The 19,071-nt window shown below is 72.1% G+C and carries 20 protein-coding genes and 1 pseudogene; 13 read left to right on the plus strand and 8 right to left on the minus strand.

From position 1 onward, the window contains the following. Positions 1 to 295: pseudogene (locus ACQKQD_RS31585) on the plus strand (methyl-accepting chemotaxis protein); the annotation flags it as partial. Positions 296 to 357: 62 nt separating this feature from the next. On the opposite strand, the gene ACQKQD_RS31590 reads toward ACQKQD_RS31585, so the two are convergent. Both ACQKQD_RS31590 and ACQKQD_RS31595 read right to left on the minus strand, forming a co-directional pair. After that, positions 358 to 819 carry a DUF2852 domain-containing protein gene (locus ACQKQD_RS31590; protein WP_427510636.1) on the minus strand — a complete coding sequence of 154 codons (462 nt, stop codon included), beginning with the start codon at positions 817 to 819 and terminating at the stop codon, positions 358 to 360. 57 nt (positions 820 to 876) lie between these two features. Further along, positions 877 to 1,554 (minus strand): TetR/AcrR family transcriptional regulator, encoded by a 678-nt coding sequence (locus ACQKQD_RS31595; protein ID WP_427510637.1) that lies wholly within the window; start codon positions 1,552 to 1,554, stop codon positions 877 to 879. 223 nt (positions 1,555 to 1,777) lie between these two features. Between ACQKQD_RS31595 and ACQKQD_RS31600 the strand changes: the two genes are divergently transcribed. From ACQKQD_RS31600 to ACQKQD_RS31610, 3 genes are all read left to right on the plus strand, one after another. Further along, a complete protein-coding gene (locus ACQKQD_RS31600) occupies positions 1,778 to 2,092 on the plus strand; it encodes a hypothetical protein (protein WP_427510638.1) in 315 nt (104 codons plus the stop codon). Positions 2,093 to 2,215: 123 nt separating this feature from the next. Continuing rightward, a complete protein-coding gene (locus ACQKQD_RS31605; RefSeq protein ID WP_427510639.1) occupies positions 2,216 to 2,623 on the plus strand; it encodes a thioredoxin domain-containing protein in 408 nt (135 codons plus the stop codon). A 119-nt stretch (positions 2,624 to 2,742) separates the two neighbouring features. After that, a complete protein-coding gene (locus ACQKQD_RS31610; RefSeq protein WP_427510640.1) occupies positions 2,743 to 3,900 on the plus strand; it encodes a glycosyltransferase in 1,158 nt (385 codons plus the stop codon). Between the two features lie 5 nt (positions 3,901 to 3,905). Here ACQKQD_RS31610 and ACQKQD_RS31615 read toward each other — a convergent pair whose 3' ends face one another. Both ACQKQD_RS31615 and ACQKQD_RS31620 read right to left on the minus strand, forming a co-directional pair. Next, on the minus strand, positions 3,906 to 4,847 hold the full coding sequence (locus tag ACQKQD_RS31615) for a helix-turn-helix domain-containing protein (protein ID WP_091683334.1): 942 nt from the start codon (positions 4,845 to 4,847) through the stop codon (positions 3,906 to 3,908). A gap of 122 nt (positions 4,848 to 4,969) precedes the next feature. After that, positions 4,970 to 5,746 carry a zinc-ribbon domain-containing protein gene (locus ACQKQD_RS31620; RefSeq protein ID WP_427510656.1) on the minus strand — a complete coding sequence of 259 codons (777 nt, stop codon included), beginning with the start codon at positions 5,744 to 5,746 and terminating at the stop codon, positions 4,970 to 4,972. Positions 5,747 to 5,927: 181 nt separating this feature from the next. Here ACQKQD_RS31620 and ftsE point away from each other — a divergent pair, with 181 nt between their 5' ends. The 3 genes from ftsE to ACQKQD_RS31635 all read left to right on the plus strand — a co-directional run bounded on the left by ftsE (position 5,928) and on the right by ACQKQD_RS31635 (position 8,513). Then, the gene (gene ftsE, locus ACQKQD_RS31625; RefSeq protein ID WP_020093599.1) at positions 5,928 to 6,620 is read left to right on the plus strand and encodes a cell division ATP-binding protein FtsE; all 693 of its coding nucleotides are present in this window, start codon (positions 5,928 to 5,930) and stop codon (positions 6,618 to 6,620) included. After that, a complete protein-coding gene (locus ACQKQD_RS31630) occupies positions 6,617 to 7,585 on the plus strand; it encodes a cell division protein FtsX (RefSeq protein ID WP_020093598.1) in 969 nt (322 codons plus the stop codon). Before ftsE ends, ACQKQD_RS31630 begins: the two co-directional genes overlap by 4 nt. A 151-nt stretch (positions 7,586 to 7,736) precedes the next feature. Then, complete coding sequence (locus tag ACQKQD_RS31635) at positions 7,737 to 8,513, plus strand: YdcF family protein (protein ID WP_056528310.1); 777 nt, start codon at positions 7,737 to 7,739, stop codon at positions 8,511 to 8,513. Between the two features lie 26 nt (positions 8,514 to 8,539). Here ACQKQD_RS31635 and ACQKQD_RS31640 read toward each other — a convergent pair whose 3' ends face one another. From ACQKQD_RS31640 to ACQKQD_RS31650, 3 genes are all read right to left on the minus strand, one after another. Then, a complete protein-coding gene (locus ACQKQD_RS31640) occupies positions 8,540 to 8,866 on the minus strand; it encodes a hypothetical protein (RefSeq protein WP_020093596.1) in 327 nt (108 codons plus the stop codon). Next, positions 8,866 to 9,333, minus strand: coding sequence for a PTS IIA-like nitrogen regulatory protein PtsN (gene ptsN / locus ACQKQD_RS31645; protein ID WP_427510641.1), 468 nt, complete (start codon positions 9,331 to 9,333; stop codon positions 8,866 to 8,868). Before ptsN ends, ACQKQD_RS31640 begins: the two co-directional genes overlap by 1 nt. A 144-nt stretch (positions 9,334 to 9,477) precedes the next feature. Then, positions 9,478 to 10,071 carry a ribosome hibernation promotion factor gene (locus ACQKQD_RS31650; RefSeq protein WP_026605000.1) on the minus strand — a complete coding sequence of 198 codons (594 nt, stop codon included), beginning with the start codon at positions 10,069 to 10,071 and terminating at the stop codon, positions 9,478 to 9,480. Between the two features lie 167 nt (positions 10,072 to 10,238). Between ACQKQD_RS31650 and ACQKQD_RS31655 the strand changes: the two genes are divergently transcribed. From ACQKQD_RS31655 to ACQKQD_RS31665, 3 genes are all read left to right on the plus strand, one after another. Further along, the gene (locus ACQKQD_RS31655) at positions 10,239 to 11,807 is read left to right on the plus strand and encodes a glucan biosynthesis protein D (RefSeq protein WP_427510642.1); all 1,569 of its coding nucleotides are present in this window, start codon (positions 10,239 to 10,241) and stop codon (positions 11,805 to 11,807) included. Positions 11,808 to 11,859: 52 nt separating this feature from the next. Continuing rightward, positions 11,860 to 14,019 (plus strand): glucans biosynthesis glucosyltransferase MdoH, encoded by a 2,160-nt coding sequence (mdoH, locus tag ACQKQD_RS31660; protein WP_427510643.1) that lies wholly within the window; start codon positions 11,860 to 11,862, stop codon positions 14,017 to 14,019. Between the two features lie 185 nt (positions 14,020 to 14,204). Next, on the plus strand, positions 14,205 to 14,372 hold the full coding sequence (locus ACQKQD_RS31665) for a hypothetical protein (RefSeq protein ID WP_427510644.1): 168 nt from the start codon (positions 14,205 to 14,207) through the stop codon (positions 14,370 to 14,372). A gap of 23 nt (positions 14,373 to 14,395) precedes the next feature. Here ACQKQD_RS31665 and ACQKQD_RS31670 read toward each other — a convergent pair whose 3' ends face one another. After that, positions 14,396 to 14,596, minus strand: coding sequence for a hypothetical protein (locus tag ACQKQD_RS31670; RefSeq protein WP_020093590.1), 201 nt, complete (start codon positions 14,594 to 14,596; stop codon positions 14,396 to 14,398). Between the two features lie 427 nt (positions 14,597 to 15,023). On the opposite strand from ACQKQD_RS31670, the gene ACQKQD_RS31675 reads away from it, so the two are divergent. The 3 genes from ACQKQD_RS31675 (at position 15,024) to ACQKQD_RS31685 (ending at position 19,056) form a co-directional block, all read left to right on the plus strand. Next, the gene (locus ACQKQD_RS31675; protein WP_427510645.1) at positions 15,024 to 15,266 is read left to right on the plus strand and encodes a hypothetical protein; all 243 of its coding nucleotides are present in this window, start codon (positions 15,024 to 15,026) and stop codon (positions 15,264 to 15,266) included. A 76-nt stretch (positions 15,267 to 15,342) separates the two neighbouring features. Continuing rightward, complete coding sequence (locus ACQKQD_RS31680; protein ID WP_427510646.1) at positions 15,343 to 17,655, plus strand: Tex family protein; 2,313 nt, start codon at positions 15,343 to 15,345, stop codon at positions 17,653 to 17,655. A 189-nt stretch (positions 17,656 to 17,844) separates the two neighbouring features. Next, entirely contained in the window at positions 17,845 to 19,056 is a 1,212-nt protein-coding gene (locus ACQKQD_RS31685) for an ATP-grasp domain-containing protein (protein ID WP_427510647.1), read from the plus strand. The last annotated feature ends 15 nt before the right edge of the window (positions 19,057 to 19,071 follow it).

Consider the following 19,071-nt stretch of genomic DNA (forward strand, 5'->3'; position numbering starts at 1 on the left):
CGCGGCGATCGGGACGATCACGGCCCGCATCCGGGACATCGACGGCGTGGCGACCACGATCGCGGCGGCGGTGGAGCAGCAGGGCGCGGCGACCCACGAGATCGTCCGCAACGTCGGTCAGGCGGCGGCCGGCACCGGCGAGGTGACCCGCAGCATCGTCAGCGTCGCGGGGGCCGTCGAGAAGACCGGTCAGGCCGCCGGGCAGGTTCTGGCCGAGGCGTCGCGGCTCTCGGAGCAGTCCGAGCACCTGAACGGCGAGGTGGCGCGGTTCCTCGATCGCGTCCGCGCGGCCTGAGACGGCACGCGGTGTTCAGGGGGTGCGTCCGGGCCGATGGGCCCGGACGCCGCGTCGCAGAATCAGACCGCGCGGCCGCCACCCTCGGTCCGGCGCTTGGCCATGAACGCGTCGAACTGCTCGCGGTCCCGGGCGCGCTTCAGCTCCTCCACGAAGTCCGAGAAGGCGCGGCTCTCTTCCTCGAGGGCGCGGCGCTGCGCCTCGAGGCGGTCGAGCTCGGCCCGGCGGTACTCGTCGAAGGCGGCGTTCCCGCTGCCGCCGCGGCGGTTCGCGGCATCGAAGGCGCGGGCGAAGCGCGACCCGGGGCGCCCGCCCTCGAACCCCGACACCGTCCGGCGCGCGGCGTCCCGCATCTCGGCGAAGGCCGGGTAGCCCGCGAATTTCCAGGCCACGAGCGCGAGGCCGATCGGCCACCAGTAGATGAAGCCCACCACGATCGCGCCGATCTCCAGCGACCGACGCGGGAACGGGCCGGACCGGCAGAGCCTGCCGGTCGCCCAGGGAGAGGAGGATTGAGAGGTCACGGCTGTGCTCCGCTGTTCATGTGAACGCGGTTAACATGCGGGTCCGGCGGGGGCCTTTCAAGGCCGCCCACCGCCGCCGTCGCGCTCGCCGGGGCGCCCCGCCCCGTGGACCAGGGCGAGGACTCCGGCTCGCAGCAGCTCGTACTTGTCGGGGAAGCCGGGGCCGCGCGGCAGATGCCCGGCGGCCGAGAGGGTGGCGAGGCCGTGCGCCAGCGCCCAGACCTCCAGGGCGATGAAGCGGGGCGCCACGCCCCCGAACCCGTCCGCGAAGGTCGCCTGCAGCGCTTCCACCAGCAGGTCGAAGGGACTCGGCCGCGCCTCCGCACCGGGGGCGCCGGGCGGCGCGTCGGGATCGGCCTCGCCGGCGGGTGCCCCGCGGGTCTCGAAGATTGCCGCGTAGTAGGCCGGCTCCTCCTCGGCAAAGGCGAGATAGGTCTCGCCCATCCGGGTGAACCGCTCCAGCGGCGTCCCGCGCGACGTCAGGGCCCGCGCCAGACGCGCGGCGAGCTCCGCGAAGCCGCGCCCAGCCAGCTCCTCCAGGAGCGCCTCGCGGCCGCGGAAATGGCGGTACAAGGCGGCCGGCGTCACGCCGACGAGCCGCGCCGCGTCGACCAGGGTGAAGCCGCCGATCCCGCGCTCGGCGATGAACCGGCGCGCGGCCTCCAGCAGGGCCTCCTTCAGGTTGCCGTGATGGTAGCTCCGCCGGTCGTCCGGCCCGTCCCGCCAGGGTCGCAAGATCTCACATCCTTCGCGCGCCTATTACACCACACCGGACCTCTACGCCCCTGTCGAGTCCGAAGACCAACGAAGTCGGTTTTTCCGAGGTCGGCCTCTACATGACCGGTGAACACGACGGTTGTTTCAGGCGCATGGGGCGACGCTTGACCGCCCCCAGAAAAATGTAACAGTGTTACACAACCGCAACGGGGCTTCCACGGCAGGACAACGAGCATCGCGCATGGCTTTCGTGAGCCTCAGGGCGTGGCGGGCCCGCTCGGCGGAGCGCGCCGCGATCGCGGCGCGCCTGAAGCAGGATCTGCGGACGGCCCTCGGCCTCGGCGAGGCCGACACGCTGGCGGTCAACGAGATCGCCTGCGCCGATCCGGGCTGCCCCGACATGGAGACGATCGTGCTGGTGATGCGCGCCGGCGCGCCCACGCGGGCCCTGAAGATCCGGCGCCCGATCGACGCGGTGGATCCCGACGACATCGCGGCGCTCGTGGCGGAGGACCGGTCGTCCGACGCGCCGCCGTCCGGCGTCTCGACAATGTGATCCGGCGCGGGGGCTTTCCGTCTTTGGGGCGCACAGGTCACAGGGACGGGGCCGGGCGCGCGACGTAGCATCCCGCCACCAGCAGCCCCCCGCGCCGACGGGGTCGCGGGAGGATCGCACACCATGATGAGCCGTCGTCACGTCCTCGCGCTCGTCGGCCTCGCCCTCGCCGGCCCGGCCCTGCTCGGGATCCCGACCGCTGCCCTGGCGGGCGAGACCCGACCGTTCTCGGACGCGGCCTTCGAGGCCGCGCAGAAGGGCGGGAAGCCGGTGCTGATCGCGGTCAGCGCCCCGTGGTGCCCGATCTGCCGGACGCAGAAGCCGATCCTCGCGAAACTCGCGGCCGAGCCGCGTTTCAAGGATCTCCAGATCTTCGACATCGACTTCGATAGCCAGAAGGAGCTGCTGCGCCGCCTGAACGTGCGGATGCAGAGCACGCTGATCGCCTACAAGGGCGCGACCGAGGTCGGCCGCTCGGTCGGCGAGACCCAGCCGGAATGGATCGAGGGCCTCGTCGAGAAGACCCTCTGACCGACGGCGCGTCGCCGGATCTCCCCGGTCCGGTTCCGTTCAGGGAAGCTCCGGCATAAGCCCGATCCAGACCCGCACGACGGGTCCGGCGGAGATGATCACCGGTGTCGAGCCCCCCTTTGTCAGACGTCCCGGGTCCCGATGCGATCGTGGCGGTGCCCGTGCGCAACGAGGAGGAGCGGATCGCCGCGTGCCTGCGGGCGATCGACGCCCAGGAGGGTGCCGAATCGGGGCGCGTCGGGCTCGTGCTGTTCCTGAACAACTGCACGGACGGCACCGAGGCCCTCGTCACCGCGCTGGTGCCGACGCTGTCGATCCCGGTCCGGGTGTCCGTCGAGAATTTTTCCGGCGCCCATGCCGGATGGGCCCGGCGCCGGGCCATGGACGCCGCCGCCGCCTGGCTGGGTGATGCGGGGAATGCGGGGATCATCCTGTCGACCGACGCCGACAGCCGGGTCCCGCCCAACTGGGTGGCGCGCAATCGCGCGGCGATCGAGGCCGGGGCCGACGCTGTGGCCGGCCGGGTCGAGCTCGACGCGGCGGAGGCGGCGCTGCTGCCGCCCTCGCTCCCCGCCCGCGGCCGGCTGGAGGACACTTACGACGCCCTGATCACCGAGGCCGAGGCGCGGATCGATCCCGATCCGAACGACCCCTGGCCCTGCCACCGCACCGCGATCGGCGCGACCCTCGCGGTGACCCGCAGCGCGTACCTCGCCGTCGGCGGCATACCCGAGATCCCGCTCGGCGAGGACGGCGCCTTCATCGCCCGGCTGCTGGAACACGGGCTGCGGGTCCGGCACGCCACCGACGTCTGCGTGACCATCTCGGCCCGCCTCGCCGGGCGCGCGCCGGGCGGCGTGGCGGACACGATCCGCTCCCGCTGCGAGGAGCCCGACGCGCTCTGCGATGCCCGGATGGAGACCTTCCCGCGCGCCGTGCGGCGCTACCTCTGGCGGCGGCGATTCCGCCAGATGCACGGGCGCGGGGCGCTCGCGCGGAGCGACGGCTGGGCGCGGGCGATCGGCATCGTTCCGCCGGAGGCGCGGCGCATCGCGTCCCTCCCGCTGGGTCAGGCCATCGCGGAGGCGGAGCGCGCCAGCCCGCGCCTCGCCTACCGCCCGATCGGCCCGCGCCAGCTGCCCGGGCAGATCCGGATCGCGCGGGTCGGCGTCGTCGCGATCCGCCTCGGCCTGGGGTTCATCGGCGTGGCGCAGCGGCTCGCGGGCGCGGTCGCGCCCGGGCGGACGGTCTCCGACCCGCGCGGCAGCCGCATCTGACTCCGTCAGGGGCGGCGTTCCAGCACGTCCCGAGGCGCCACGCCGAACCGGCGGCGGAAGGCGCGGCTGAAGGTGGCCGCGTCGGTGAAGCCGCAGCTCGTCATCACCGACCCGATCCGCGTGCCGCCGCGGAGTCGCCTGTAGGCCCGGTCGAGCCGGGCGTCGCGGATCTTCGCCGCCACGCCCTCGTCGCCGGTGAAAGCCGCGTAGAGGCGGCTTCGCGAGACCCGCAGAGCCGTCGGCAGCGATTCCGGCCCGAAGGCGGGATCGTGCAGTCGGCGCTCGATATGGGCGAGGGCCAGGGCCCGAACGGCGTCCCCGGACAGCTCGTCGCCGGCCGTCTCGCCTTGGCGGTCGGCCAGGGCGCGCAGCAGGTGAAGGACGCCCTCGAGGGCGATGCCGGCTTCCGCCTCCGACATACCGCCGACCGTCTCGGAGAACGACCGCAGATAGGTCGCGAACAGGCCGCTGAGCGGCGTCGCGCGGAGACCGCGCCCGGCGAAGGCGTGCACGCTGCCGACCTGGCTCACGAAGGCGGCGCGCGGCACCTGGAGGCGGATCTCCTCGTAGGAATCGCGGCTGCCGATCGCGAAGGGCTGATCCATGGCATGGACTGCGATGTCGCCGGCGCCCAGCACGGCGCCGCTGTTGCCCTGCTCGATGTAGCCGCTGCCCTGGACGAGGAGCACGATCGCGATGTCGTCGCGCCCGTCCCGGCGCACGTGCTGCGTCGTGCGCTCGACCCCGATCGGTTTGCTCAGGGTGTGCAGGATCGCGCCGTGACGGGTGATCGCGAGCCGGCGGCCCGCCGCGAACGGGATGTCGGGTGCCAGCGGCGTCGCGTCGACGCGCGCCAGTGCCGTGCTGCGCCAGTAATCGAAGGCGCGCTTCTGATCGACCGAGTCGGTCGTCTCGACGACGATGGGAACGGTTTCGCGAACACTCAAGGCACGGCGATCCCATGCGCCGACGTCGGCCGACGCTCAGGCCCGCAACGGGAACGCCGTCGAGAAGGTTGCCGATCCGCGGGAGAGGCGCAACCTGAGCTAATGACCGGCGCGGAACCGCCTCACCGATCCGCTGCCGCCACCCGAGGGTCGGAGCGGGTCGTGGACGCGTCGGCGAAACGCAGCACCACCGCGCGCCCAGCGGCCGGCGGCGACGGCAGGCTCGCGCGGAATCGCGCGGTCTCGGTCGCGGCGAGGATCGTCCGCGGCGGCGCGACCGTGAAGGTCTTGATCGTCCGACCGCCGGCGTCGCGGATCTCGACGCTCAGCGGCGCGACGGGCGCGTCCGAGCGCGCGACGCCGACGAGGTCGCCCTCGACGACGAGTTCCGCGGGACTGTCGTCCTCGGCCGGGTTGTTGAAGGCGACGACGTCGCGAATCTCGATCCCGCGCACGTTCACCGCCAGGCCGATGCGCGCGAACAGGGAGGCGGTCTGCGGGACGGCCCGGACCACGCTGGTCCGGGCGAGGCAGACGAGCGGGATCGCCGCCAGGAGCGTCAGGCCGAGAGCCAGAGACGGTGTCAGACCCGGGATCGAGCGGCGCGCCTTCCCGGCGGCCTTCCCGGCGGACTTGCGCTTGGCGGACCGTCGGGATTCGGGCGCCGGAACGTCGGTGGCATTCCGCACCGAGGCGGTCGCCTCCTCCCAGGCCGCGTCGGCGAGGGGATCGGTCTCGGCCTGCGCGGCGAGCTCCGCCTCGTGGCCGGCGAGGACGTCGGCGGGCGAGATGAACCACGTCTCGCGGCAGGCGGCACAGCGGACCGAACGGCCCTCCATGCCGACCTTGCTGGCGTCGATGCGATATTCGCTCGCGCAGCTCGGGCAGGCGATCAGCATCCGCGCCATACTCGCATCGATCGGCCGCGACCGGGCCGGACAGTGAATTGCTTGAAGAAGTGTGCCCGAACAGGGTTAAGGGGCCGTGAAATCCCCGAGGCCTTGAAAACGCCCGCCGCTCCGGCGATTCCCGAGGGACGGACAGACGAGATACGGCACGGCTTTGAACCTACAGGCGAGCATGAAGAGCCTGCTGCCCGGCGCGGAGCGGCCAGTGGTGCAGTTCGAGAATGTCGGCATGCGCTACGGCCTCGGGCCGGAGGTGCTGTCCGACGTGAGCTTCCGCATCGCGCCGCGCTCCTTCCAGTTCCTGACCGGCCCGTCCGGCGCCGGGAAGACGACGCTGCTGCGCCTGATCCTTCTGTCGGTGCGGCCGACCCGCGGGCTCGTCTCGATCTTCGGTGAGGAGGTGAGCGACATCTCCGCGAAGGCGCTGACCGGGCTCCGGCGCCGGATGGGCGTGGTGTTCCAGGATTTCCGGCTCCTCGACCACCTGACCACCTACGAGAACGTCGCCCTGCCCCTGCGCGTCCAGGGCCGGGCCGAGGCCAGCTACCGGGCCGAGGTGGTGGAACTGCTGCGCTGGGTCGGCCTCGGCGAGCGCATGCACGCCCTGCCCCCGCTGCTCTCGGGCGGCGAGAAGCAGCGCGCGGCCATCGCCCGCGCGCTGATCGCGCGGCCCGACCTGCTGCTCGCGGACGAGCCGACCGGCAACGTCGATCCGGGCCTCGGGCGGCGGCTGCTGCGCCTGTTCCTGGAGCTGAACAAGCTCGGGACTTCGGTCATCATCGCCACCCACGATTTCGGCATCATGGACGCCGTCGATGCCCGCCGGATGGTCCTGGGCGAAGGCCGGCTGCGGATCGAGGAATGAGCACTCAGGCGATGCCGCGGACGAAGGCCGGTGGATCGGCCGTGCCGCCCGACCCGTCGATGCCGGCCAACCTGCGCCGCAACGCGCCGCTGGTGCCCACCGACACGGCGGCGGGGCGCTCCCTCGCGGCGGTCATCGCGATCCTCACCTTCCTCGCCGGCCTCTGCGCGGGCGCGGCCGAGATGGTCGCGACCAACGCCGCCCAGTGGCAGGGCGACGTGGCGCGGGAGGTCACGATCCAGGTCCGGCCCGGTCCCGGCCGCGACGTCGACGCCGACGTCGCGCGCGCCGACGGCATCGCCAAGGCCGAACCCGGGATCGCGGAGACGCGGGTGTTCAGCAAGGCCGAGGCGGAGCGCCTGCTCGAGCCGTGGCTCGGGACCGGGCTCGACCTGTCCGACCTGCCGGTGCCGCGGCTCATCGCCCTCAAGCTCTCCAGCAGCCAGGCGGCCGACCTGAAGCGGCTGCGCTCACGCCTCGTCGAGGCGCTGCCGGGCGTCGCCAGCCTCGACGACCACGCGCTCTGGCTGCAGCGGCTCTCGACCGCCGCCAACGCCTTCGTGGGGATCGGGATCGGGCTCGTGCTGCTCGTCCTGATCGCCACCGGCCTCGCGGTGACCTTCGCGACACGCGGCGCCATGGCGAGCAACCGCGAGGTGGTGGAAGTGCTGCATTTCGTCGGCGCCGACGACGACTACATCGCCCGCGCGTTCCAGCGGCGGTTCTTCGGCCTGGGCCTGCGCGGCGGCGCGATCGGCGCCGGTCTGGCCCTCGTGGCCTTCGTGATCGCCGGGCTCCTCGCCCGGGCCGCGCGCTCCGGACCGGCCGGTCAGGAGGTCGAGGCGCTGTTCGGCGCGTTCCATATCGGCCTGCGCGGCTACGCCAGCGTGATCCTGATCGGCGTGATCGCGTCCCTCGTCACGGGCGTCGTCTCGCGTGTGACCGTGCGGCGCTTCCTGGCCTGATCCCTGCTGCGTCACGAAGACGTGGAAATAGGGGGTCTTCCGAGCGCGTTTACCGTCTGGAAACTTTATCGTTGCGGTGTGGAAACAGCCGACCGCGCCGGCCTCCGAGCCGCCGCAATCGGCGCCGATTCTCCGGAGGATGACCACGCGTATGCTGCGCGCATCGGATCCGCCCTCGACCGACGCCGTCGGCTGGGCCTGGCACGAGTGGGGTCTCCCGCGCCGCGCCGCCGCGCGCCCGCGCGACCGGCGGCGGATCGCGCTCTGGACCTGCGGCCTCGGCGCCGGGCTCGGGATGCTGGCCCTGTTCGCGGGCTTTCTCGTGTTCGTCGGCGCGCTCGCCCGCCAGGAGCGGACACCGACCGACCGGGCGGACGGGATCGTCGCGCTGACCGGCGGTGCCCAGCGGATCGGCGACGCGATCGACCTGCTCGCGGGCGGCTACGGGCGGCGCCTGCTCATCACCGGGGTCAACGAGCGGACCAGCCGCGACGAGATCGCCCGGCTGAACCCGACCCAGCGCGCCCTGATCGCCTGCTGCGTGGATCTCGACTACCGGGCGCGCAACACGATCGGGAACGCCATCGAGACGCGCCGCTGGATGCGCGCGCACCGGTTCAGCACCGTCGCGGTCGTGACCTCGAACTACCACATGCCGCGGACGCTGGTCGAACTCGACCACGCCCTCCAGGACAGCGACCGCGTCCTGCCGCATCCGGTCGTGAGCGAGGCCTTCGATGCCGATCGCTGGTGGCAGAACCCGCCGGCCGCGCGCCTCCTGGCCTCGGAATACATGAAGTTCCTGGTCAGCTGGGTCCGCACGCGCTTCGAGGCCGATCCCGAGCGCTCCCGCGCGGCGATCCTGATCGGGCGCGGCAAGCCGGTGAAGATGGTGGCCGAGCCGCTCATGCTCCGCGGCGTGGATTGAGGGCGCGGCCTGCGCCACGCCCGCCCCTACAGCCCCTTACAGCGGGCCTTGATCGCGGCCGAGAACTCGCGGTCCGACCCCTGGACCTGGGCGAGGCGCTCGCCGCGCTCCGAACCGGACAGGCAGCGGCCGTAGACGCTCGCCACGCGGCGCATCGTCTCCACGTGGCGCCGCCAGACGCGGCAGTTCTTGGCGTCGTCCCCGTCCGCCTGCTCGAGCTGCTCGAGGGCCTGGCGCTGCATCGACTGCGCCACCAGGACGTCGCGCGCGCAGGTGGTCTCGCCCTGGGCGGCGGCGCCGGAGATGCCGGCCGCGAGGGTCAGGGCGGCGGCCGTTCGGAAGCTCTGGATCATCACGCGGCCTGCGGTGCCGTCGAGCGCGTCAGGAGCGCGTAGAGCGCGCCGGCGTCCCGGGCGGCCCGGATATGCGCGAGCATGCCCGGCTCGCGCAGGATGCGGGCGACCTGCGCGAGGGCCTTCAGGTGATCGGCGCCGGCGCCCTCGGGCGCGAGCAGCAGGAAGGCGATGTCCACGGGCTGCCCGTCGAGCGCCTCGAAGTCCACCGGCCGGTCGAAGCGCGCGAACAGCCCGAAGAGACGGTCGAGACCGGGCAGCTTGCCGTGCGGGATCGCCACGCCGTCGCCGATGCCGGTCGACCCGAGCCGCTCGCGCTGGAGCAGCGTGTCGAAGATGGGGCGCTCACCGAGAGCGGGCAGGCGCCGCGCCGCCTGCGCGGCGAGGTCCTGCAGCACCTGCTTCTTGGCGCGGGCGCGCAGGGCCGGCACGACCGAGTCGGGGTCGAGGAATTCCAGAACTGGCATCGAACGACCGTTGCCCCGTCGCCCGTTCGCGAGGAAGCGGGCCTCGTCGCAGGGGCATCGACGGCCGTTCCGGCCGCGCCCCCACCAGATTCAATAAGCGGGGAAACCAGCCGGTTCCGGCTCCGTTCCTCCCGACCCGCGGCGTCACTCGGTGGCGTTCGGCGGGTCCACCCAGCCGATCGCTCCGTCGCTCCGCCGATATACGACGTTGACGCGGCCGGTGCCAGCGTGGACGAACACAACCACTGGGGATCCCGTCATGTCGAGGGCCGTCACCGCCTCGCCGATGGTGCGGCGCTGGAGAGTCTTGGTGCTCTCGGCGACGATCGGCGGGTGGGCGTCGCCCTCGGCGGCGTCGTCCTCCTCCACCTCCGGGGCGGCGAACACCGCGTAGGCGGCCTCGACCGCCGCGTCGTCGCCCGGGCCCGTCGCGTGCTGCTTCAGCTTGTGCTTGTAGCGCCGCAGACGGGTCTCCAGGCGCTCGGCGGTCTGCTCGAAGCTCGACCGCGCGTCGTGCGCGAAGCCGTTGGCCTCGATCGTCAGGCCGGAGACGAGGTGCAGGACGCAATCCGTCCGGAAGGCTGTGCCGTCGCGCCGGAGCGTGACGTGGCCGTTGCAGGAATCGTGCATGTGCGAGTCGAGATACTTCGCCTGGATCGCCGACATCCGTTCCTCGACGCGGCCGCGCAGACTCTCGCCGAGATCCACGCCGTGGCCAGTCACTCGCAACGATCCCATGCTGCCTCCCCCGTTCCGATGCAGTCGGCCGAATTAGAGAGCCGGCTCGGGTTAAGTCAACGGAGCCCCTTGCGGTTCAAGCGCTTGCTTAACGCTGGGTTCAGCCGGCCTGTCCGTATACACGGGGCCTCCCGCACCTTGCCTTGCGACGTGAGACGACCGCCTGCATGATGATCGACCCCGGATTCTCCGCCACCGCGACACGCCGCGCCGTCCTGGGGGGCGCGCTCGGCGCTGCCGCTGGCCTGCTCCCGGCAGCCGCGCGGGCGGCCGACCCGGAGAAGGCCCCCGCCCTGCCCGGCGCCGGCGAGGCATTCGCGGCGGGCACGCTGACCGACCTCGCCCGCGCCCGGGCCGCCGCCCCCTACGCCGCCCCGAAGACCGGCGACGTGCCGACGGTTCTCAAGAACCTCTCCCGCGAGGCCTACGAGGCGATCCGTCCCGCGGAGGGCCGCGCGGTCTGGGCCGACCGGAATGCCGGCTACGTCCTGGAGCCGCTGCTGCGCGGCTCGATCTTCGAGACGCCGGTGTCGCTGTTCGTCGTGGAGAACGGCGTGGTGCAGCCGGTCGGGTACGACAAGTCCGCCATCGCGGCGCCGGGCCTCGACCTGCCCGACCTGGCCGCCGACACCGCCTTCTCGGGCTTCCGCCTGCGCGCCCGGTTCGACGGTGCCGACGGGCTGTCGAACTTCGCCCTGTTCCAGGGCGCCTCGTTCTTCCGCCTCGTCGCCGAGGGCCAGGATTTCGGCATCAACGCCCGGGCGCTCGCCCTGCGGCCGGCGGATTCCCGCGGCGAGGAGTTCCCGCTGTTCCGGGCCCTGTTCGTCGAGGCGCCGCGGGCGGGCCAGCCGGTCATCGTCCACGCCCTCGCGGAATCGGAATCGGCGACCGCGGCCTTCAAGATCACGCTGACGCCGGGCCGCGACGTCTCCACGGCACAGATCGACGGGACGGTCTTCGCCCGCGCCGAGCTCGACCATATCGGTCTCGGCGGCATGCAGGGCAGCTACCTGTTCGGGCCCCTCGATCGGAACCGCGTGGACGACCTGCGCGCCGCGGCCTTCTCGGTGGAGGGCCTGGCGATCCACAACGGCTACGGCGAGCCGATCTGGCGCCCGGTCCACAATCCCGAGGCGCTGCAGGTCTCGGCCTTCGTGGATCGCGGGCCCAAGGGCTTCGGCCTCATGCAGCGCGCCCGCGCCTACGACGATTTCGAGGACGACCGGCGCCACTGGGAGCAGCGACCGTCCCTCTGGCTGGAGCCCCTCGACGACTGGAACGAGGGCGCGGTCACGCTGCTGGAGATCCCGAGCGATTCCGAGCTCAACGAGAACGTCTTCGCCTACTGGCGGCCCAAGGCGAAGCTCGCGAAGGGCGCGGAGATGCGCTTCCAGTGCCGGCAGCACTGGTCCAAGGGCTGGCCGGACCCGCTGCCGCCGGAGATCGCCCGGGTGCGCGACAGCCGCTGCGGTCACGGCAGCACGGGGAACCGCCGGCTCTTCGCCGTCGATTTCGAGGGCGACGCGCTGTTCCAGCCCGGCGACATCGATGTCGACCTCGGCGCTTCGGCCGGGACGATCACGCGTCAGGAACGGTTTCGGTACCCCGATCGTAAGACGCTGCGGATCCTGTTCGAGCTCGATCCGGGGAGCGAGCGCGCGAGCGAGCTGCGTCTCGCGCTCCGGCGCGGCCAGGCCCGGGCCAGCGAGACCTGGCTGTTTCGCTGGACACCTTGAACCCCGACCCGATTGCTGAGGAACGGCCTCCCCCGTGCGACTGGACGAGACCATGATGTTGCCGCCAGCGACGGACGCCGGTTCCGGGCGCGAGACCGTGACCGACGGCGGCCGTTATCTGCCGCCCGAGGCTCCCCTGTCGATGCCCGTCCAGGATCTGGCGCGCTGGGATCCGGGGCTCGGTCACCGGCCGGAGCGCCGGGTCCGGACGCCCTGGCCTGAGCGGATCCTGGTGTTCGGCGGCGCCCTGGCGCTCACGGCCTTCGGCGGCTGGCAGATGGTCGAGACCGTGTCGGTCTCCGGCAGCCCGACCGCCCTCCAGCTCGTGCTGGTCGTCCTGTTCTGCCTGACCTTCTCGTGGATCGCGCTCGCCTTCACCAGCGCGGTGCTCGGCTTCGCGACGCTGCTGCGCCGGCCCCGGCCGGCGCCGAACCCGGCCGCGCTGCGCACGCGGACCGCGGTCCTGATGCCCGTCTACAACGAGGCGACGGCTCGCACCTTCGCGGGCATCGAGGCCATGCGCGAGGCGGTCGAGGCGACCGGGCTGGGCGATCATTTCGACTGGTTCGTCCTGTCGGACTCCACCCAGCCCGATGCCTGGATCGCCGAGGAGCGGGCCTATCTCGACCTGCGCGGCCGGCTCGGCCCCGAGGCCCGGCTCTACTACCGGCACCGGCCGAAGAACCATCACCGCAAGGCCGGGAACATCGGCGATTTCGTCACCCGCTGGGGCGGGCGCTACGACCACATGCTCGTGCTGGACGCCGACAGCCTGATGAGCGGATCTGCCGTCGTGGCGCTCGCGGCCGCCATGGAGGCGGACTCGGACGCCGGGATCATCCAGACGCTGCCGCTGATCATCAACCGCAACACCCTGTTCGCCCGACTCCAGCAATTCGCGGCCCGGATCTACGGCCCGGTGATCGCCGCCGGCCTCGCCGCGTGGTCGGGCCGGGACGGCAACTACTGGGGTCACAACGCGATCATCCGGACCCGCGCCTTCGCGGATTCCTGCGGCCTGCCGGACCTGCCCGGGACGCCGCCCTTCGGCGGACACATCCTGTCCCACGACTTCGTCGAGGCCGCCCTGATCCGCCGGGCGGGCTGGGCGGTGTACATGCTCCATCGCCTGCCAGGCTCGTACGAGGAGAGCCCGCCCTCGCTGATCGACGTGGCGGTGCGCGACCGGCGCTGGGCGCAGGGCAATCTCCAGCACGCGCGGGTGATCGGCGCCGCCGGGCTGCATCCCGCGACGCGGCAGCACTTCGCCACCGGCATCGCCGGCTACCTCGCCTCACCGCTGTGGCTGCTGCAGCTGGTGGTCGGCATCCTGCTGGTGCTCCAGACGGCGACGGAGCGGCCGGACTATTTCGGCGGCGCCGGCTTCTCGCCGGTCTTCCCGCGCTTCGATCCGGTCCGCGCGCTCCAGCTGTTCGGCCTGACCATGGCGGTGCTGCTGGCACCCAAGTTCCTCGGCCTGATCCTGGCGCTGCTGGACGGTCCGGTGCGGCGCGCCTGCGGCGGCGCCGGACGGCTCGTCCTGTCGAGCCTCGTCGAGATCCTGCTGTCCGCCCTGGTGGCGCCGGTGGCGATGGTGATCCAGTCGGGCTCCGTGATGGGCATCCTGCTCGGACGGGACACGGGCTGGAACCCGCAGCGGCGGGACGACGGCTCGATCCCGCTGCGCGACATCGTCGTCCGCCATCGCTGGCACACGCTGCTGGGGCTGGTGGCAGGCGTCGCCGCCTTCGCGATCGCCACCTCGCTGTTCCTCTGGATGAGCCCGACGATCCTGGGTCTCGTTCTGGCGATCCCGATCTCCTGGGCGAGCGGCCAGCTCGGACTCGGCCTGGCGCTCAAGCGACGCCTGCTCCTCGCTACGCCGGAAGAGGCCACCCCGCCGGAGATCGCGGTCCGCGCCGCGTCCCTCGCGGCCCGCAACGCGGAGCACGGGTTCGACGAGACGGATGCCCTCGCGGCCCTCCACGCCGATCCCGACCTCGCGCGTGACCACACGCGGATGCTGCCCCTCGGACAGCGGCGGCCCCGGGGCGCGATCGATCCGGACCAGACCCTGGCCACCGCCAAGATCTGCGAGGCCGAGACGGTGGCGGAGGCGCAGGCGTGGCTCTCGCCGAAAGAGCGGATGGCGCTCCTGCATGACCGGGCCCTGGTCGACCGTCTCGTCCGCCTCGACGCGCGCGAACGGTGATCGCGGTCCGTCCGCCCGCAGAGTGACGGGTCGCGGCGCGCGCCGGAGATCGCTCAGCGCCGCTCGCGAAGACGTGTCGGTGCGCCCTGATCGTGAGGTCCACCGAAGCTGCCAGCCGGACCGAGCCGTGAGAAGTGATTAACCATTCGGGTCCTAGATTCGCGCATCGTCATTCGGATCCGGTCATGACCTTCCTGTTCGTGTTCCTGCTCCTGCCGCTCGCGGTGGCCATCGTTCTGGCCCGCGGCGAGCCGATCCGCACCATCAGCTGCCTCGGCGCGATGGGCGTTGGCTGCGTCATCGCCGCCACGAGTCTCGTGAGCCTCGTGCGCCACCGGATCCGGACGACCTGACACCGGACCGGAGCAAGCTACCGTCAGAGGAACCCGACCTGACGCGGGCCGCCGCCCAGGCTGCGCCCCGCACGGGAGACGAGCTGAGAGAAGGCCAGGGCCGCCGCCGTGGCCTGGGCGCGGGACGGGAAGCTGCGTCGCGATTCGAGAACGGGCTCGTCAGTCTCGTTGACGAGAACCCAGGACCACAGCGACCGGCTACGCTCTCGTATCTCGAATTGCACGGGCGCCTCCCTGTCCGGGACATGCGAAGCGAAAGATTTGCATCCGCGGGTGACATCCGGATGACGTTGTTTCGCGACCGTCAAGGCGCGCCGGCCGCCGCGAACTTCCGCTGAAGACTATTGTCTTCGTGGACGGAGGGCGGGGAGATCGATGGTTCAGCATCGTGCCAGCTATCCATCGAGATCTGACCCGAACAATCTGGTGCGAAATCCGTGCCACGTTGAGCGGACAGCCGGCCAGCTATCCCCAGGAACTGCGCTGGCCCCGTGACAGCCGCCGCGGCATCCGCGCTGCCGACGCCGCGACGGTCCTGCGACGCGTGGACTTGACTGGATTGTCTGGATCTCGATGCTCTGACCCGTTGCGGGCGGGGTCGAGGGCATTCTGGCGGCAGCACCCGGTGGCGCTGCGAGGCGGATCGACGTGATGGCAGATCACACCAGAGTCCCGAACGAACGGTCGCGTCGCCTTCTCGGCGATCTGGCCGAGACTCTCGGATGTTCGGTCGACGTCTTCTTCGATCCGGACCCGCACGACGACCGTGCGATGACCGAAGAATTGCTGACCCTGTGGTTCTCGATCAAGGATCCCGATGCCCGGCACCGCATCTTGGATTGTGCCCGGGCCGTGAAGGCGGAGGCCGGGGCGGACGCGCAGCCGCGCCCCTGACCGGTGCCTTGTTTCCGACGGCTTGGCGCTCCACCCAGGCAGCCCGTCCGTCGCCGCGACTCCAGTCGGAGAACCCATGAAATCCGTGAACGCTCTGATCGCCGAGGAACTCGGTGTCGGGGAGGCGCAGGTCGCGGCCACCGTCGCGCTCCTCGACGGCGGCGCGACCGTGCCGTTCATCGCGCGCTACCGGAAGGAGAATACAGGCGGCCTCGACGACACGCAGCTGCGCAGGCTGGAGGAGCGCCTGTCCTACCTGCGCGATCTCAACGAGCGGCGCGCCGCGATCGTCGCGAGCATCACGGCCCAGGGAAAGATGTCCCCGCCCCTGGCGGCGGCCCTCGACGCCGCCGACACGAAGGCGCGGCTGGAGGACCTGTACCTGCCCTTCCGGCCCAAGCGGCGCTCGAAGGCGCAATCCGCCCGCGAAGCCGGCCTCGAACCGCTGGCCCAGGCTCTGCTGAGCCGTCCCGACCGCGCGCCCGAAGCGGTCGCGACCGCTTACGTGTCGGACGCGCGCGGCGTGCCGGACACCGAGGCCGCGCTGGAGGGCGCCCGCGCCATCCTGATCGAGCGCTTCGGCGAGGATGCCGACCTCGTTGGGCGCCTGCGGGCGGATTACTGGCGGACCGGCCAGCTCGTCTCGCAGGTGCGCAAGGGCAAGGCGAACGAGGGGGCGAAGTTCTCGGACTACTTCGACTGGAGCGAGCGGCTGGAGCGCATGCCCTCGCACCGGATCCTGGCGATCTTCCGCGGTGAGCGGGAAGAGGTCCTCGACGTCGGCTTCGCCGCGGAGGGGGAGGAGTCGGCGCCGGGCCTTCCCGGGCCCTTCGAGACGGCGATCTGCCGCCGCTTCGAGATCGCGGCGCGGGGGCGTCCCGGCGATGCCTGGCTCCTCGACACGGTGCGCACGGCCTGGCGAACGAAGATCCGGGCCGGGATCAAGCAGGACCTGCGCGGCCGGCTGTTCGAGCGGGCCGAGGACGAGGCCGTGTCGGTCTTCGCCGGGAACCTCAAGGACCTGCTCCTCGCCGCCCCGGCGGGCGGGCGGGCGACGATGGGGCTCGATCCGGGCTACCGGAACGGCGTGAAGGTCGTGGTGGCGGATCGGACCGGGCGGGTCGTCGCGGTGGAGACGACCTACCCGCACGAGCCGCAGCGGCGCTGGCGGGAGGCCGTCGCGACGCTCGGCCGGCTCTGCCGGCTGCACGGCGTGGAGCTTCTCGCCGTCGGCAACGGCACCGCGTCCCGCGAGACCGAGCGCCTCGCCGCGGAGATCATCGCGGCGAACCCGGACCTGCCGCTGGCGAAGGTCGTGGTCTCCGAGGCCGGCGCCTCGGTCTACTCGGCCTCCGAGATCGCCGCCAAGGAGTTGCCCGACCTCGACGTGTCCCATCGCGGCGCCGCGTCGATCGCCCGGCGCCTCCAGGATCCCCTGGCGGAACTGGTCAAGATCGACCCCAAGTCGATCGGCGTCGGACAGTACCAGCACGACGTGAGCGAGGCGAAGCTGTCGCGGTCGCTCTCGGCGGTGGTGGAGGACGCGGTCAACGCGGTCGGGGTGGACGTCAACACCGCCTCCCCGGCCCTGCTGGCGCAGGTCTCAGGCCTCGGCGGCGCGATGGCGGCGCGGATCGTCGCCCACCGCGACGCCCAGGGCCCGTTCCGCACGCGGGCGGCGCTCAAGAAGGTCCCGGGGCTCGGCCCGAAGACCTTCGAGCTGGCCGCCGGCTTCCTCCGCATCCAGGGCGGTGACGACCCGCTCGACGGGTCTGGCGTCCACCCGGAAGCCTATCCGGTGGTCCGCCGCATCCTCCAGGCGACGAAGAGCGACATCCACGTCCTGCTCGGCAACGCCGCCCTCCTCGGCCGCCTCGCGCCGGAGCCCTTCGTCGACGCGCGCTTCGGCCTGCCGACCGTGCGCGACATCATCGCCGAGCTCGAGAAGCCGGGGCGGGACCCGCGGCCGGAATTCAAGACGGCGCGCTTCCAGGAGGGCGTCGAGACGATCGGGGACCTGAAGCCCGGGATGCAGCTCGAGGGTGTCGTCACCAACGTCGCGGCCTTCGGGGCCTTCGTGGATATCGGCGTCCACCAGGACGGGCTCGTCCACATCTCGGCGATGGCCCGGCGGCGGATCGCGTCGCCCACCGAGGTGGTCCGGATCGGCGAGGTCGTACGGGTGCTGGTCCTCAGCGTCGACGTCCCGCGCAAGCGCATCGCGCTGTCGCTGCGGCTCGACGATCCCGTCGAGCCGGGCCAGCAGACCCGGAGGACGGCCGAGCCCCGGCAGGACGCGCCGCGGAGCCGACCGAGCCCGGGTCCGGCGCCCAGCGGAGCGCTGGCCGACGCTCTCCGGCGCGCGGGCGCCGCGCCGCGGCGCGAGTGAGGCACGCCCGACGCGCGCGCACGGCCTCCGCGTCTCGGCCGGGACTGCCGCCGGTGAACCGAGAACATGGTTAGCGCTTCGTAAACCTCCGTGCGGTCAGAGTGCGTTCGTCGTGCCGCGGAGCGCGATTCGAAACACCTGATCGCGGTTCCGGGATCGCTGCGGCGACCCCACGGCTCGGAGGCTCTGATGCAAGCGCACGTTGCGGGGATCGACAACCCGAACCCGATGATCGGCCCGGCCCGCCTGATCCGGGCGGCCTTCGAGGGCGCCGACATGGCCGCCCTGGCCGCCGAGATCCTCGCCGAGGGCGGAGACTCCGCCCTCGACGCCGGGACGGCGCTGGACATGGCGACGATCCTGCTGCTGAAGCACCGCTTCACCGAGGGGCTCGCACTCCAGAGCGAGGTGCTGGACGGACAGCGGGTCTTCTCGCTGCGCTCGAACCCGGATCAGGCGCGGATCCGCGTCCTCGTCCTGGTCACGGCCGGCGACCTCATGGCCAACACGCCGATCGACTTCCTGCTGAACGACGGCGATTTCGGCCTCACCTACCTCTATCTCCGCCCCGGCGAGCCGATCCCGCACGACCTGCCGGCGCACGACGTCATCGTCACGGGCATCGCCTACGCGCGGACCGCCGAGCCGCTCTTGGAAGCCCTCGCGGCGCCGGCGGACCAGTGGACGCGGCCGATCGTCAATCACCCGCGCCACGTCCTCAAGACGTCCCGCCACGGGATCGCGGACGCGCTCCGCGGGGCGGATGGGATCCTGGCGCCGGAGGTCGTCCGCGTGAGCCGCTCCATCCTGAGCGCCGCGGCGTCCCGCAGAGCCGAGGGCCCGACCTACCCGCTCCTCGTGCGGCCCCTAGACACGCACGCCGGCAACGACCTCCAGAAGATCGACCGGGCGGAGGACCTGCACCTCTACCTCGCGCAGACGGAAGCCGAGGCGTTCTACGTCACGCAGTTCTGCGATTACCGCGGTCCCGACGGCCTCTATCGGAAATTGCGCATCGTGCTGATCGACGGTGTGCCCTACCTCTGCCACATGGCCATCCGCGATCACTGGATGATCCACTACCTCAACGCCGGCATGCTGGAGGATCCGGTGAAGCGGCAGGTCGAGGCCGCCGCCATGGCCACGTTCGACACCGACTTCGCCGAGCGCCACCGCGCCGCGTTCGCCGAGATCCACCGCAGGATCGGCCTCGATTACCTGATCATCGACTGCGCCGAGAGCGCGGACGGCCGTCTGCTGATCTTCGAGGCCGATACCGGGATGGTCGTCCACGACATGGATTCGGCGGAGCTGTTTCCCTACAAGGCCCCGCAGATGCGCCGGGTCTTCGCCGCGTTCCAGGACGCGCTGCGGGGGCGGGCTCGGGGGCGGACTGCCTAGGTCGGCCGCCTCGGG

Source organism: Methylobacterium sp. NPDC080182, from assembly GCF_050281105.1.
Taxonomy (GTDB): domain Bacteria; phylum Pseudomonadota; class Alphaproteobacteria; order Rhizobiales; family Beijerinckiaceae; genus Methylobacterium.